14 protein-coding genes are annotated in these 14518 nt (G+C 68.9%); 8 read left to right on the plus strand and 6 right to left on the minus strand.

All coding sequences use genetic code 11. The features are described from left to right. Nucleotides 1-45: 45 nt before the first annotated feature. Nucleotides 46-651: a Uma2 family endonuclease gene (locus ACIBQX_RS47435; protein ID WP_397016828.1), complete on the minus strand. Its 606-nt coding sequence runs from the start codon at nucleotides 649-651 to the stop codon at nucleotides 46-48. A gap of 91 nt (nucleotides 652-742) precedes the next feature. Here ACIBQX_RS47435 and ACIBQX_RS47440 point away from each other — a divergent pair, with 91 nt between their 5' ends. Then, entirely contained in the window at nucleotides 743-976 is a 234-nt protein-coding gene (locus tag ACIBQX_RS47440) for a hypothetical protein (protein WP_397016830.1), read from the plus strand. Nucleotides 977-1031: 55 nt separating this feature from the next. Here the strand turns inward: ACIBQX_RS47440 and ACIBQX_RS47445 are convergent, their stop codons facing one another. Next, the gene (locus tag ACIBQX_RS47445) at nucleotides 1032-2126 is read right to left on the minus strand and encodes a hypothetical protein (RefSeq protein ID WP_397016832.1); all 1095 of its coding nucleotides are present in this window, start codon (nucleotides 2124-2126) and stop codon (nucleotides 1032-1034) included. A gap of 312 nt (nucleotides 2127-2438) precedes the next feature. Here ACIBQX_RS47445 and ACIBQX_RS47450 point away from each other — a divergent pair, with 312 nt between their 5' ends. The 5 genes from ACIBQX_RS47450 to ACIBQX_RS47470 are packed head-to-tail and all read left to right on the plus strand — an operon-like array spanning nucleotide 2439 to nucleotide 7703. Next, nucleotides 2439-3653 carry an ROK family protein gene (locus tag ACIBQX_RS47450; protein WP_397016834.1) on the plus strand — a complete coding sequence of 405 codons (1215 nt, stop codon included), beginning with the start codon at nucleotides 2439-2441 and terminating at the stop codon, nucleotides 3651-3653. Beyond that, nucleotides 3650-4459 (plus strand): ABC transporter permease, encoded by an 810-nt coding sequence (locus ACIBQX_RS47455; protein ID WP_397016836.1) that lies wholly within the window; start codon nucleotides 3650-3652, stop codon nucleotides 4457-4459. The genes ACIBQX_RS47450 and ACIBQX_RS47455 overlap by 4 nt, the downstream gene beginning before the upstream one ends. Next, entirely contained in the window at nucleotides 4456-5235 is a 780-nt protein-coding gene (locus ACIBQX_RS47460) for an ABC transporter ATP-binding protein (RefSeq protein ID WP_397016838.1), read from the plus strand. The genes ACIBQX_RS47455 and ACIBQX_RS47460 overlap by 4 nt, the downstream gene beginning before the upstream one ends. A gap of 33 nt (nucleotides 5236-5268) precedes the next feature. Then, complete coding sequence (locus tag ACIBQX_RS47465; protein ID WP_397016840.1) at nucleotides 5269-6237, plus strand: aliphatic sulfonate ABC transporter substrate-binding protein; 969 nt, start codon at nucleotides 5269-5271, stop codon at nucleotides 6235-6237. Further along, nucleotides 6234-7703 (plus strand): sulfatase-like hydrolase/transferase, encoded by a 1470-nt coding sequence (locus ACIBQX_RS47470; RefSeq protein ID WP_397016842.1) that lies wholly within the window; start codon nucleotides 6234-6236, stop codon nucleotides 7701-7703. The genes ACIBQX_RS47465 and ACIBQX_RS47470 overlap by 4 nt, the downstream gene beginning before the upstream one ends. 17 nt (nucleotides 7704-7720) lie before the next feature. Here ACIBQX_RS47470 and ACIBQX_RS47475 read toward each other — a convergent pair whose 3' ends face one another. The 3 genes from ACIBQX_RS47475 to ACIBQX_RS47485 form a co-directional block, all read right to left on the minus strand. Beyond that, on the minus strand, nucleotides 7721-9013 hold the full coding sequence (locus ACIBQX_RS47475; protein WP_397016844.1) for an MFS transporter: 1293 nt from the start codon (nucleotides 9011-9013) through the stop codon (nucleotides 7721-7723). A gap of 125 nt (nucleotides 9014-9138) precedes the next feature. Then, nucleotides 9139-9495, minus strand: a complete 357-nt coding sequence (locus ACIBQX_RS47480; RefSeq protein WP_397016846.1) for a nuclear transport factor 2 family protein — start codon at nucleotides 9493-9495, stop codon at nucleotides 9139-9141. A gap of 48 nt (nucleotides 9496-9543) precedes the next feature. After that, nucleotides 9544-9948, minus strand: coding sequence for a hypothetical protein (locus ACIBQX_RS47485; protein WP_397016847.1), 405 nt, complete (start codon nucleotides 9946-9948; stop codon nucleotides 9544-9546). Between the two features lie 675 nt (nucleotides 9949-10623). On the opposite strand from ACIBQX_RS47485, the gene ACIBQX_RS47490 reads away from it, so the two are divergent. Then, nucleotides 10624-11565 carry an SGNH/GDSL hydrolase family protein gene (locus ACIBQX_RS47490; protein ID WP_397016848.1) on the plus strand — a complete coding sequence of 314 codons (942 nt, stop codon included), beginning with the start codon at nucleotides 10624-10626 and terminating at the stop codon, nucleotides 11563-11565. Nucleotides 11566-11945: 380 nt separating this feature from the next. After that, complete coding sequence (locus tag ACIBQX_RS47495; protein ID WP_397016850.1) at nucleotides 11946-12101, plus strand: hypothetical protein; 156 nt, start codon at nucleotides 11946-11948, stop codon at nucleotides 12099-12101. Nucleotides 12102-12111: 10 nt separating this feature from the next. On the opposite strand, the gene ACIBQX_RS47500 is transcribed toward ACIBQX_RS47495, so the two are convergent. Next, nucleotides 12112-14490, minus strand: a complete 2379-nt coding sequence (locus ACIBQX_RS47500) for an ATP-binding protein (protein WP_397016852.1) — start codon at nucleotides 14488-14490, stop codon at nucleotides 12112-12114. Nucleotides 14491-14518 lie beyond the last annotated feature (28 nt).

The following is a 14518-nucleotide window of genomic DNA, read 5'->3' on the forward strand; positions in this document are numbered from 1 at the left end:
CGGCAAGGGCCGGTACGGCTTCCGTACCGGCCCTTTCCTCGTGTGTCAGAGGCGGTCGATCTCGGTGAGGTCGAGGTCGATGTCGAAGGGGACGGTGGTCTTGAGGCGTTCGTGGTGGATGCCGGTGGGGACGTAGATGGAGGTCGGCGGGTCGAGCTCGTGGACGTAGACCACGGGCCGGCCGGCGCTGCTCTCGACGCGCCAGAAGTGCGGGATCCCGGCCTCCGCGTAGAGCGCCGGCTTCCGCTTGCGATCCCGTGACCTGGACTCGGGGGAGACCACTTCGACGACGAGCGTGACGTCCCGGGCATGGTAGTAGGTCTGCTCCGGGCTCTGGTCCGCGCCGGCGCGGATGACGCACACGTCCGGCTCGGGACGCTGATCCTTGGCGAGGATGACGCTCATTTCCCGACGTATCCGGAAATCATCCGGAACGGTGCGGCGCAGGGAGAGGACCAGAAGGTCGACCATGCGCATATGGAAAGAAGCCTGTGGACTCACGAAGACCAAGCTTCCGTCAATCAACTCTGTGTGCGCTGGCAAATCCGGAATGTGATCGAGGTCTTCCGCCACGAAGCCCTCCGGCGGAGGGAAGATCCAGTCGGGCAGCGAGGACTCTCTCATGTCAATACTCACCGCTTCGGCCGTCATGGTCGTACGATAGCAAGCTATCGCGTTCACTGTCTGTGAACGATCCCGTACAGTTCGGCGCCTCGGCGGACGGCTGGCAGAATGCCGATCCATGAGGCAGCTACTCGTGTTCGGTGAGCGGGACGATGCCGAGGAGGTCGCCGAGACGTTGGCCGAGTGGTTTCCCGGGCTCGGGATGCCGCGGGTGGTCCGGGAGACGCTGGCGGGGGAGGACGACGCCGAGGACGCGCAGTGGCTGGTCGTGGCCGAGGGGCTCGACGAGGGCGGCCTGGCGAAGGTCGATGAGCTGGTGGAGCGCTACGACGGCTGGCGCGAGCGGGGCTGAGCCCCGGCGTCGGAGCATGCCGGGGCGGCACGGTCCGACGCCGGAGGCCGGCGGGCTACTGGATGCGCTCGAACGGGGTCGGGGTCTGGCCGGTCCAGCGGTGGAGGCGGGAGTGGGCGGTCTGCTTGGTCACGCCGTCCTCGACGATCTTGCCGTCCTGCGTCACGTAGAAGCGGCCGTCGTCCAGTGACGCCAGGCCGTACTGCCCGCCGGACTCCCAGCCCCGGACGCCGCTCTCCGGGTGGTGCAGGCCTTCGGGGGAGAGGGCGAGCAGGTCGCCCTGCTCCGGCTGCGGCTGCCCCTTGACCGGACCGCGGGTGGGACGCTCGGAACCGTCGACGGTGAAGAGGGAGTAGTTGGGGAACTGCGGCTTGACGCCCTTGTAGGCCGCCATGAGCCACTTGCCGGTGTAGCCGTCGTACTCCAGGTTCTGTACGCCGTAGGTGGTGTTGCCGGTGTGTACGAAGTACTTGCCGTCGGGGCGGGCGGGGCCGGAGGTGTGCGGGTCGGCCTGGGTGAGCGGGCGTTCGAACCCGCGCCACTTGGTGATGTCGTACTGCAGCAGCACCTGGTGGTCGTTGTCCTGGCGGCCGGTGTTGGAGTAGACGCCGTAGGCGACGGTCAGCTTCTGCTTGCCGTGCCGCTTGCCGAACGAGGGGCCGAAGGCGACGCCGTCGATGCCGCTGCAGCCGTAGCGGTGGTCCGGGGTGGCGCCGACGTTGCCGTCGAACACGCCGTCGCCGTTCATGTCGGCGCTGTAGTCCGCCACGACCTCCTTGAGGTAGACGGCGGTCACCACCTCGGAGGTCTCGGCGTTCATGTCGAGGCTGGTGATCCGGTCGACGTCGAAGATGGCGATGTAGAAGGCCTGCGCGTCCTTGTACTCCAGGGAGCCGTAGACCCGTCCGTCCTTGGCGTTGAAGTCGAGGTCGCCGAGGTGGCCGGTGAAGCCGGTGACGGAGCCCACGGGGCGACCGGTCAGGTCCGTCTTGACGAGGAGGTTGGTGAAGGAGAAGTACATGAACCCCCTCTTCTCGTCGACCGCGATCCCCTGCACATGGCCCGACGGCCACGCTCCGCCGGACACCTCCGCCGGGAACTCCGGCTTGCCGGAGGCGTGCGCAGGAGAGGTAATCAGGGCAGAAGCCATCAAAGCCGTAGCAACCACGTATGCAACCCGCATGTGTTCTTCTCTTACCTTCCATGGATTTCTGGTGATAAAGGAGGACATTAGGGTGTCTGGTGAGATCCTGACAGACTCCTGTCTGGCCGGTCCATGGCCGCGGGTCAAACACCAGGTGAGCGAGAAGAGGCGGCGCGCCGCTGTCGTTACGCGAATGTTACGAGCCCCTCAAGTGCCGTAATCGCCGTGTATTGCCTGGTCAAAGCCGTGATATGCACCTCAACGGCCATTTTTCCGGGTTATTGACCAAAATGACCGGCCGTCGGCAGACTCAGCGGCATGCGTCACCTCGGTCCCCTCTCACAACTGCGGCGCGGGCACGAAGAGCTCGTGCTCGGGCTGCTGCGCAAACACGGCCCGCTCAGCCGCGGCGAGCTCGGCAAGCGCTGCGGGCTGTCCCGTACGACCCTGTACGACATCCTCGCCGAGCTGGTCACCAGCGGCGCGGTCGTCACCGCGACCTCGCAGGAGGCCCCGCGCGGGCGAGGCCGCCCGGCCGAGACGCTGACGCTCAACCCCGACGCCGGCCAGGCGATCGGCATCGACTTCGCCCGGCGCGCGGTGCACGTGGCCGCCGTCAACGTCGCCCACGAGGTCGTCGGCTCGGCCAGCGAGCCGCACCCGGCCGACCTGTCCTGGGAGGGCAAGGTGGAGCTCGCCGGCCGGCTCGTCGGCGGCCTGACCGGCACCCACACCGGCGGCACCCTGCGGCTGGGCGCGCTCAGCGCGATGGGCGTGGGTGTGGTGGGCCCGGTCGGCGACCCCGAGGAGGAGCGGGCGGACCGCCACCGGGTCGAAGACCTGCTGCGTGAGCGCTTCGGCGTGCCGGTGATGAGCGACAACAACACCAGGCTGGCCGCGCTCGCCGAGTCGATCTGGGGGGCGGCCGCGGGCGGCGCGGACGTGCTCTACCTGCGCCTGTCCCACGGCGTCGGCGGCGGCCTGGTGGTCGGCGGGGCCCTGCACCGGGGCGCGTACGGGCTGTCGGGCGAGTTCGGGCACATCACGGTCGATCCGCACGGGTCCCGGTGCGACTGCGGCGGCACGGGATGCCTGGAGACCGTGGCCTCGATCCGATCCGTCCTCGACGCCTATCGCGCCGCGGGCGGGCACGCCGACGACGTCGCCGAGCTGGTGAAGGCGGTCAGGTCCAGTGACCGGGCCGCGCTCGACCTGCTCGGGGACGTCGGCTCGCGGATCGGCGCGGTGCTCGCCGCGCTCTGCAACGCCATCGGGCCCAGCATGATCGTCATCGGCGGTGAGCTGGCCGAGGCCGGCCCCGCACTTCTGGAGCCGATCGAGGCGACGCTGGGCGCGCAGATCATGCCGATCGCCCGGAACCGGGTGAGCCTGCGCCAGGCCACGCTCGGCGAGGTCGCCGGCGCCCTCGGCGGCATCGCGCTGGTGCTGCACGAGTCACCACTGCTGTCGCGCTATCCGGCGGAGCCGGACCAAGCGGAGGACCCCCACATGAACCGATTGGCACGGCCATGACCGCGATCATCACGTCCGAGAAGACGTCCATGCCGCCCGACAGGCGCGCCGGCGCGTACCGGCCGCGGCGTGCCGTGGTGCTCAACCTGATCGCGGTCGCCCTCGGCCTCGCCCTCTGGACACTGCTGTCATCGATCGGCGTGCAGGGCCTGCCGGGCCCGCTCGCGGTGGCGGCGAAGGGCGGCGAGCTGATCGCCGACGGCACGCTGCTCCTGGACGCGGCGGCCAGCCTGCGCCGGGTGCTGCTCGGCTTCGTCCTCGGCACCCTGCTGGCCGTCCCCGTCGGGTTCCTGATGGGCTGGTACGCCACCGCCCGCGGGCTCCTGGAGCCGTATGTGCAGTTCTTCAGGACGATCCCGCCGCTGGCGATCATCCCGCTGGCGATCGTGCTGCTGGGCATCGGCGAGGTGCCGAAGGTCTTCGTCATCTTCCTGGCCTCGTTCCTGTCCAGCGTGGTGGCCACGTTCCAGGGCGTCGTGGACGTGGACAAGACGCTGATCAACGCCGCGCGCGTGCTCGGGGCCTCCGACCGGACCATCTTCCTCAAGGTCGTGGTGCCGGCGTCCACCCCGTTCATCCTGGTCGGCATGCGGGTCGGGCTCGGCTCGGCCTGGGGGACCCTGGTCGCCGCCGAGCTGATCGCCGCGCAGGAGGGCCTCGGCTTCCGCATGCAGCAGGCCCAGCTCTACTACGACCTCTCCACGATCTTCGTCGGGCTGATCGCCATCGGCGTGCTCGGCCTGCTGATGGACCGGCTGCTGCTGCTGGCCGACCGACGCCTCACCGACTGGCAGGAGCGCCGATGAACAACAAGATCTCGTTCAGGGACGTGGTCAAGACCTACCCGATGCGGGACGGCACCTTCGTCGCCCTCGATCGCGTCCGCCTGGACATCGCCGACCAGGAGTTCGTCACGGTCGTCGGCCCCTCGGGCTGCGGCAAGAGCACGCTGATGAGCATGGCCGCCGGACTCGTCGGGCCCACAGAGGGGGAGGTGCTGGTGGACGGCGTGCCGGTCACCGGCCCCGGCCCCGACCGCGGGGTGATCTTCCAGCAGTACGCGCTCTTCCCCTGGCTGACGGTCCGCAAGAACGTCGAGTTCGGGCTCAAGCTGACCGCGATCTCCGCCGAGGAGCGCAGGCGGCGAGCCGAGCGGGCCATCGAGCTCGTCGGGCTGACCGACTTCGCCGACGCGCTGCCCAAGACGCTGTCGGGCGGGATGAAGCAGCGATGCGCCATCGCCCGCGCGTACGCGGTCAACCCGCAGGTCCTGCTCATGGACGAGCCGTTCGGCGCGCTGGACGCGCTGACCCGGGTGCAGTTGCAGGACCAGCTGCTGCACACCTGGAGCCAGGAGCAGCGCACGGTCATGTTCATCACGCACGACGTCGACGAGGCCGTCTACCTCGCCAGCCGGGTGATCGTGATGGCCGCCAGGCCGGGCCGCGTCCAGCAGATCGTCGACGTGGACCTGCCCTACCCCCGGACCGAGGAGATGCGGCTCTCCCAGGAGTTCGGCCGGATCCGTAACGAGGTCTGGCACTCCGTCTACCACCAGGCACCGGCCGCCCCCGCGGCCTGACGCCCACCCACCCCCCAGAAAGGACGTACCGCCATGCGTGTACTTCGACGCGCCCTGACCACCGCCGCAGCGGTGACCATGCTCTCGCTGTCCGTGACCGCCTGCTCCTCCGACGGCTCCACGGTCCGATTCGGCTACATCAGCGACTACAACGGCGCCAGCCTCCTCGCCATCGCCGAGAAGCAGGGCATGTGGGAGAAGCAGGGGCTCACTCCCGACATCAAGGTCTTCACCAACGGCCCGCTGCAGATCCAGGCGCTCGGCGCGGGCGACCTCGACTTCGGCTACATCGGCCCGGGAGCCATGTGGCTGCCCGCTTCGGGCAAGGCCAAGGTCGTCGCGATCAACACGCTCGCGTACGCCGACCGCGTCATCGCCAGGCCCGGCATCACCACGATGCAGCAGCTCAAGGGCAAGAAGGTCGGCGTCCCCGAGGGGACCTCCGGCGACATGGTGCTCAACCTGGCCCTGCGCAAGGCGGGCATGACGGCCGAGGACATCGAGAAGGTGCCCATGGACCCGGCCACCGTCGTCTCCGCGTTCGTCGCCGGCCAGATCGACGGCGCCGGTATCTGGTACCCGCTGATCGACAACATCAAGGCGAAGGTGCCCGGGACGGTGGAGCTCGCCAGCACCAAGGAGTTCCCCGACAACTCCTTCCCGACGGCCTTCGTCGGCGGCACCCAGGTGGCGCCCGAGCTCACCGAGAAGGTGATCAAGGTGCTGCAGGACGCCAACGACTGGCGGGCCGCACATCCGGACGAGGCGATCGCCGAAGCCGCCGCCCTGCTCAAGCTCGACAAGGCCAAGGTCCAGGCGGACGCGGCCAACGTGGAGACCATGACGACCGCCGACCTGGTCGCCAAGACCAAGGACGGCAGTGTCGGCAAGTGGCTCAACAGCCTGGGCGACTTCTTCGTCAGCACGGGCCAGCTCCCGTCGGCCCCCGACCCGGCCACCTACTACACCGGTGACCTCTACACGAAGGCCTTCAGCAAGTGAACCTGCTGTTCCTGATGACCGATCAGCATCGCGTTGACACGCTGGGCTGCTACGGCAACCCGCACGTCGCCACGCCGCACCTCGACAGGCTGGCCGCGACCGGTACGCGATTCGATCGGTTCTACACGCCGACGGCCATCTGCACGCCGGCGCGCGCCAGCCTGCTCACCGGGCAGGCGCCGTTCCGGCACCGGCTCCTGGCGAACTACGAGCGCAACGTCGGTTATCTCGAAGACCTGCGGGCCGATGCCTTCACCTTTCCCGACGCGCTGCGGGAGCGTGACTACCAGCTGGGCCTGATCGGCAAGTGGCACGGCGGCACCCACCGCAACGCCGCGTCGTACGGCTTCGACGGTCCCGACCTGCCGGGCTGGCACAATCCCGTCGACCATCCCGACTACCTGGCCTACCTGGCCGAGCGCGGGTTGCCGCCGTACCGGATCTCCGACCTGATCCGCGGCACCACGCCCAACGGCAATCCCGGCAACCTGCTGGCCGCCCGGCTGCACCAGCCGGTCGAGGCGACGTTCGAGCACTATCTGGCGACCCGGGCGATCGAGCAGCTGGACCGCTACGCCGAGGACGGGCGGCCGTTCTTCCTCGCCACCCACTTCTTCGGGCCGCACCTGCCCTATCTGCTGCCGGACGAGTACTTCGACCGGTACGATCCCGCCCTGGTCGAGTTGCCGCCGTCGATCGCGGAGACCTTCGAGGGCAAGCCTCCCGTGCAGCGCAACTACAGTGCGCACTGGACGTTCGACACGATCCCGATCGAGGTCACCCGTAAGCTGATCGCGGTCTACTGGGGTTACGTCACGCTGATCGACGAGCAGATCGGCCGGATGCTGGCCAGGCTCGACGAGCTCGGCCTCACCGAGGAGACGGCCGTCTTCTTCACCGCCGACCACGGCGAGTTCACCGGGGCCCACCGGCTGCACGACAAGGGCCCGGCGATGTACGAGGACATCTACCGCATCCCCGGCATCATCCGGGTTCCGGGCGCCGAGCCGCAGGTCAGGGACGAGTTCGTCACCCTCACCGACTGTACGGCCACGATCCTGGACCTGGCCGGCTGCGACCCGTCACCGGCGGTGGACAGCCGCAGCCTGGTGCCGCTCGTCCGCGGTGAGCACCCGGAGTGGCCCGCCGAGCTGGTCGCCGAGTTCCACGGTCACCACTTCCCGTACCCACAGCGGATGATCCGCGACGAACGGTACAAGCTCGTGGTCAACCCCGAGTCGGTCAACGAGCTCTACGACCTCGTCGAGGACCCGCACGAGCTCACCAACCGGTATCCGCACCCGGAGCTGCAACCGGTGCGCCGCCGTCTCATGCGCAGGTTGTACGACCTGCTCCGGGAACGCGGCGACAACTTCTACCACTGGATGACGCCCATGTACGACATCGGCGCCTCGGACTACGACCCGAGTCTGAGCTCTTTCGAACCGGAAGGCGTGCGGACCTAGACCCGAACTAGACCGGCTCAGACCGGGGCCTGCTCGGCTCGGCGGGCGCGCTCCGCCAGCGCGTGCTCGTCGGTGCTGGAGTCGTAGCGGCGGAACTGCGGCAGCGCGGCGGCGAGCGCGGCCACGGCGGCGACGCACAGCAACCCGCCCGCGGCCATCGAGATCCGGGGCCCGCCGAGCCGTTCCATGAGCGACGCCCTCGTGTTGCCCAGCATCGGGCCGGTGGAGTAGGAGAGCAGTTCGATGCCCGCCAGCCTGCCGCGCATCTCGTTGGGGATCGTCTGGTTCCACATGGTCATCCGGAAGATGCCGCTGACCATGTCGGCCGCGCCCGCGAGCGCCAGGCAGGCGGCCATCGTCCAGAAGTTCGGGACCAGCCCGGCCAGGGTCACCGCCACGCCCCACAGCAGCGCCGCCACCAGCACGCCCAGGCCGTGCCGGCGCACGCGCGCGGTCCATCCGCCGGTCAGCGAGGCGAGCAGGCCGCCGACGGCGCCCGCCGAGTACAGCAGCCCGACGGCCTCCAGCGCGCCGTACTCCTCGGCCAGGCCGGGGTAGAGGGAGGTCGACATGGCGAACACCATCGCGGCGATGTCGACCAGGTAGGTGCCGACCAGGTCCTTGCGGCCGACGGCATAGCGCAAGCCCTCGACCAGCGAGCCGAGCGAGGCGGACCCGGCGTCCTGGGCCGGTGCCCTGGACTCGATCCGCCAGAGCAGCAGCAGCGACAGCACGAAACTGAGGGTGTCGAGCCCGTAGGCGAAGGCCGTGCCGAGCGTGGACACCAGCAGGCCGCCCAGCGCAGGGGCGGCGATCGCGCCGAAGTTCCAGCGCACGCTGGTCAGCACCGCCACCGCGCCGAGCTGGTCGTGCCGGACGACCTGCGGGATGAGGGACTCCATGCTGGGCCGCTGCAGGCAGCTGATGCCCGTCGCCAGCGCGCCGACCACGTACAGCACCCAGATCTGCGGCTCCGGCAGCATCGCGTTGACCATGAGCAGGGCCGAGGTGACCGCCAGCCCCAGCTCGCTCAGCAGGATGACCTTACGGCGGTCCAGCGAGTCGGCGATCGCCCCGCCCCACAGCCCGCAGACCACCATGGGCGCGAACTCCGCCAGGCTCATCAGCCCGACCGCCAGGTAGGAGCCGGTCAGCTCCCACATCTGGTACGGCACCGCCACCATGGTGATGAACGTGCCGAACATCGTCACGACGCCCGACACCATCAGCAACCGGAAGTCGCGTGAGTCGCGTAGCGGGCTCACGTCCAGCGCGAGGTGGGATGCGAGGTTCTTGATGCGATCGGACACGGAGTCCGATTCTCTCCTGCCGCGCCACGCCCCACAAACGGTTTTCCACCCGCCATGATCTTCGCCACCGCCCCGGCACGCCGAAAGCCCCCGGTGTCCCGGAGGCCAAGGGCGCGGGTGGGGCGTCAGGCGGCGGGGACCTGGTCCAGGAAGCCCAGGACCTTGCTGATCCGGCCGTCCCCGGCGAGCTCCACCACGTCGAACCCGATCACCACGGGCTCCTCGCCCGCCGGGCCCAGATGCCAGGTGAAGCGGGCGATGCCGTGGTGGGCGTCGTACACCTTCCCGGCGGTGAAGACGAAGCCGGGGAACATCCCCTGGGCGCCCTCGATCACGGCGGCGATCCCGGCGTGCCCGGCCACGTCGGCCAGCGGATCGGTGTAGGTGGCGTCCTCGGTCCACACCTCGGCGACGGCCTTGGCGCGGGCGGCGGCGTCGGTCTCGTTCCAGGCGGCGAGGTAACGCTCGACCAGATTGCTCATATTTTTTCAGCCTTTCAAACGATATTTCGGTCTATGGGGTACGGCGTGTCAGCGCAACCTGCGCAGGCCGGTGATCTGGAGCTCGGCGAAGACCGCCACCACGAGCGCCTGGGCGATGGCCCAGACCGCCCCGATCGTGGTGAACTCCAGCACCCCGGTGAGGACGGCGGCGACGCTGCCGAGCGCCCAGGCCAGGTTCACCCCGATGACCACCGTGGTGGCCGCCCTGCTGACGGTGCCGCGAGCGGCCAGCAGGCCGACCGCCGCGCCGTACCCGAGCAGGAAGATCCCGAGCCCGCGCAGCAGGCCCGCGTCGGGTCCGAGCAGGTCGGTGAGGAGACCGGCGCCCGCGAGGTAGGCCAGCCCGTTGACCCCCGTGACGGCGGCGTCGAGGGCCAGGACGAGGCGCAGGAACCTGGTGCGATCGGTGGTGACAACGGCAGGAGTGCTCATTTCATGTCTCCTTAGGGCGTTTTCGACAACGCCAAGGTCTCACCGGGCACATAGCCGCCGCGATTACGTGTGAGGTAAAGCAAGCAGCGTTTCGATCACGGCTACGGTTCCAGAAGACCCAGCCCAAAGCGTCCACACACGTTCGCCAACGTCCATGATGAGCCGGGGCCGTTGTCACGCAGTTCGTCACTCACTCACCGGTCTCCGGTGTTTGGAACGTCGTTGACCTCGCCGCAGCGGGTGCAGGTGATGACCAGGCAGGTCCGGGTGGTGACGCTCATGGCCGTGCCTCGATGTAGATGCGGACCTGGCGGGAGTTGCCCCGGCAGGGATAGGGGGCGGAGAAGCCCTTTACGTCCACGCAAAACAGCTTTCATCCACTCGGACATCGGCGATGATGAGGGGGCAGGCACGGTCTTCTCTCACGATCAAAGGCGTAGACAACCTCATGATCGCGGAGACCGTGCCTGCATGCGTACCTGCCAGCAGCCTTTCCGGAGAACCGGACAATCAAGCAGAAACTTAAACTACGCCGGAGCCCTGACTTAATGCCGAGGCGACCTCACCTTTTGGGCGTCCAGAAATGGCGTGCGAACCGCCCCATAACTCGCTTCATTTCTGCCAGAATGCCTTCGCCGTCAGATCTCGACGGCAGTCATCAGAAGGGGACTGTTGATGCACGCGCGCAACAAAATCATCGCAGGGGTCATCAGCTTCGTCATGGGGGGTGGGTTAATATGGGCGGCGATTCCGGCCAGCGCTCAGGACACACCACGTTTGAACGTGGTAGCGCTGGGTGACTCCATCGCCGCCGGCACGGGCGCGGGGGATTACGAGCCCGGCACCGAGCAGACCTGCTATCGCAGTCGTAACTCCGCCTCCACGATCATCGTCGAAGAATTTCGGCAGCGTGGCACGGAGGTGGACTTTGTCAACGCCACCTGCAGCGGCGCTGCCATCGCGGATCTGCGGCGGACATTCAACGGGGAGCTTCCGCAGCTCGACGCGCTTCGCCAGGACACCGATCTGGTGACGCTGACCATCGGCGCCATCGATATCGACCTTGTCACCTTCGGTCTTATGTGCCTTCAGGGCGACTGCACGGGTACGGCCAGCACAGCGATCCTCGATCGCATTCCCAGGGTGACGCCCACCCTTGTCGACCTGCTCGCCGAGATCAACCAGCGCAGCCCGCGCGCCCAGATCATCCTGACCGGGTACGGCAGGATAGTCAGCGACGCCCCCAACCCTCCAGGCGTGGCACTCGACCTGATCTGTGGCGCCGGCCTGCTCACAGACCGGGAACGGGCCAGCGGCGGCAAGATCTTCGCGGCGCTGGACAATGCCTTGTCCCAGGCCGCGCAATCCGCCAAAGCGCAGGGCATCAATGTGCGCTTCGCCAGCCCTTACCAGGACTCGACCACACTCCGGCCGGAATTCGCGGGCCATTCACTGTGCGAATCGACCGCTCCGTTCTACCGTGGATTCGACGCCCTCGCATCCGGCCAAGAAGGCCCGGTCGCAGTGCTACACCTCAACCGGCAGGGCCACGCCGCACTCGCCGACCTCATCCTGGGTGAGACTCTCCCCACTGGGATTCAGGTTCTCGAGAATTAACCCATTCCCAGAGCTGAGGACTTGTCACACCCGGGTGGCAAGCGCAGTGCGATAACGTCCGGCCATCCTGCCGCATCCGGTGAACACCGGGTGCGGCGGAGCAGGGCTCCGGCGTAGTTGAAGTTTCTGCTTGATTGTCCGGTTCTCCGGAAAGGCTGCTGGCAGGTACGCATGCAGGCACGGTCTCCGCGATCATGAGGTTGTCTACGCCTTTGATCGTGAGGGAAGACCGTGCCTGCCCCCTCATCATCGCCGATGTTGGCTGTCCTTGACCATGTAGCCGCCCTATCGCAGGCCCAGCGCGAGACGCTGACCGCGCGGCTGCCACAGCTGGCTCACTACCAGGCCTGGATCCCCGATCCGCGAGATCGCTGGGCGCGGTGGTCGACGGCCGCACGGTCTACACCGCCGCCGAGGGGGCGGACCGGGCGACGGCCGCGGTGGGCGGATACCGGATCGCGGCCGGCGGGTGCGCTCTCCTGGCGCTTGCCTGGCTGGCCTGGCTGGTCAGGACGTGGTCCAGACGGACCGGTTGACGCGCGGTCGTCAGGCCTCGGAGGAGGCTCTGGCCTGCTCGCCGACCCACACGGCGATCTGCGAGCGGGAGTTGAAGCCGAGTTTGGTCAAAATATGCTCGATGTGGCCTTCCGCCGTCCGCTGGGCGATCACCAGGGACGCCGCGATCTCCTTGTTCGTCATCCCCTGGGCGACCAGCCGCGCGATCTCGGTCTCCCGCCGGGTGAGCGGCGCGGGCTCGGCGGGCTCCTCCTCCGCGGGCCTGTCCTCCTCCAGGCCGTAGGCGAGCGCCTCGTCGTAGGAGAGCCGGGCGCCGCGCCGGACGGCGGCGGTGAAGGCCGGCTCGCCCAGCGCCTTGCGGGTACGTGCCTCGCAGTCGTCGTGATAGCCGGCCAGATGCCCGTAGCCGGACAGCGGCGCGCCGACGGACCGCCAGACCGTCATGAGGCACCCCAGCAGCCGGGCCGCCCGCCGATACCGCTTCTGGTCGGCGGCGATCCACGCCAGTACCTCCAGGTTGACGCCGGAGCCCAGCGCGTCACCGAGCGAGCCGTTGAAGCGCAGGCTCTGCTTCTCCAGCTCGGTCGCGCGCTCGACGTTGTCCCGCCGCCACTCCTCCACGCCCAGCGCCATCGAGGTGTACGCGCGATGCCAGCCTTCGTCGTGGGCGTCGCACACGGCGATGCAGTCCTCGGCCAGGGAAATGGCCAGCGAGGAGTTGCCGAGGAAGGAGTGCGCGAGAGACAGCCGGATCAGCGACAGCGTCCGGCCCACCGGGTCCTGGGTGTCGGCATGCCTGGCGAGGGCGTCCTCGTACAGCTTGACCGCGGTCTCCGCGCGGCCGTCGGACATGGCGACCATGCCGGAGAACAGGGCCGCGTAGCCGAGGATCGACTCGTCCTGCAGGCGCTCGCCGATGCCGCGGCTCTCCTTCAGCATCGTCGTGGCGGCGGGCATGTCGGCCTGGATGATGGCCAGCCAGCTGTTGGCCCACAGCGCGCGGGCGCGTATCTCGTCCGGCTCGGTGTAGGTGGCCAGCCCCTGGTCGAGCCAGCGCCGTCCCTCGCCGAGGTAGTAGCTGGTGATCCAGTGGTAGAGCAGGTCGGTGGCCATCTCGATGCCGGCGGCGATGTCGTCAGGATCGCCGTGTTCACCGTGTTCACCGTGTTCGGCGTGTTCGCCGAAGGAGTACTCCAGCGCGGCGCGCAGGTTGGCGTGCTCCAGGTGGAGCCGGGTGAAGCAGGCCACCTGCGCGGGCCCGAACAGCTCCGAGCGCACCCGGGCGGCCAGGGCGCGGTAGTGGTCGCGATGCCGCCGCCGCAGCGTGTCCTCCTGTCCCGAGGCGGCGAGCCGGTCGCGGCCGTACTGGCGGATCGTGTCCAGCATCCGGTAACGCACGTCCTGCTGGTGCTCCTCCCGGATCAGGATGGACTTGTCCACCAGGCCGATCACCAGGTCGACGACGTCCCCGCGGGCGATGCCCGGACCCGCGCACACCTCCTCGGCGCTCGGCAGCGCGAAGCCGTCCGTGAACACGGCGGCGCGCTCCCACAGCAGCCGCTCCTGCTCCGAGCACAGGGCGTGACTCCAGTCGATCAGCGCGCGCAGCGTCTGATGGCGGGGCAGCACGGCGGGCGACCCGGCGGTGAGCAGGCGGAAGCGGTCGTCCAGCAGGTCGAGGATCTGCTGCGCCGACAGCGCCCGCAGCCGGGCGGCCGCCAGTTCGATGGCGAGCGGCAGGCCGTCGACGTGGCGGCAGATGGCCGCCACCACGTCCCGGTTCTCCTCGGTGACGGTGAAGGTCGGCAGGACTGCGCGGGCCCGCTCGGCGAACAGCCGCACCGCGTCGGACCGCAGCAGGGTGTCGAGCGACTCGCGGGGCTCGCCGTCCGCGGGCAGCGGCAGCGTCGGTACGGTCAGCGCCTGCTCACCGGCGATGCCCAGCGCCTGCCGGCTGGTGGCGAGGACGCGTACCTCAGGGGCGGCGCGCAGCAGTCTCTCCACGAGCACGGCGCACTCCTTGACGAGGTGCTCGCAGTTGTCCAGGATCAGCAGGGCCTGCTTGTCGTGCAGGTGGTCGGTGAGAACCCGCAGGGGCTCGGAGGCCGAGGAGCCGCGGATCTCCAGGGCCTCGACCACGGTCTGGGCGAGCAGGCCGGGGCCGTCCAGCGCCGCCAGCTCCACCAGCCACACGCCGTCCCTGAACGCGCGTGCCACCTCCTCGCCCACCCGCAGGGCGAGCCGGGTCTTGCCGACCCCGCCCGCGCCGGTCAGCGTCACCGAGCGTGACTCGCTCAGGGCCTGCCTGGCGGCGGCCACCTCGTGCCGACGTCCCACGAAACTGGTCACCTCGGCGGGCAGCCCGTTCGGCCGGCGTCGCCGGGTGGAGCTCGCTGTCACCGCAGTCATGGATGCCTTCATGCCGGGAAGGCAGCTC

The organism is Nonomuraea sp. NPDC049714, assembly GCF_044465295.1.
GTDB lineage: Bacteria > Actinomycetota > Actinomycetes > Streptosporangiales > Streptosporangiaceae > Nonomuraea.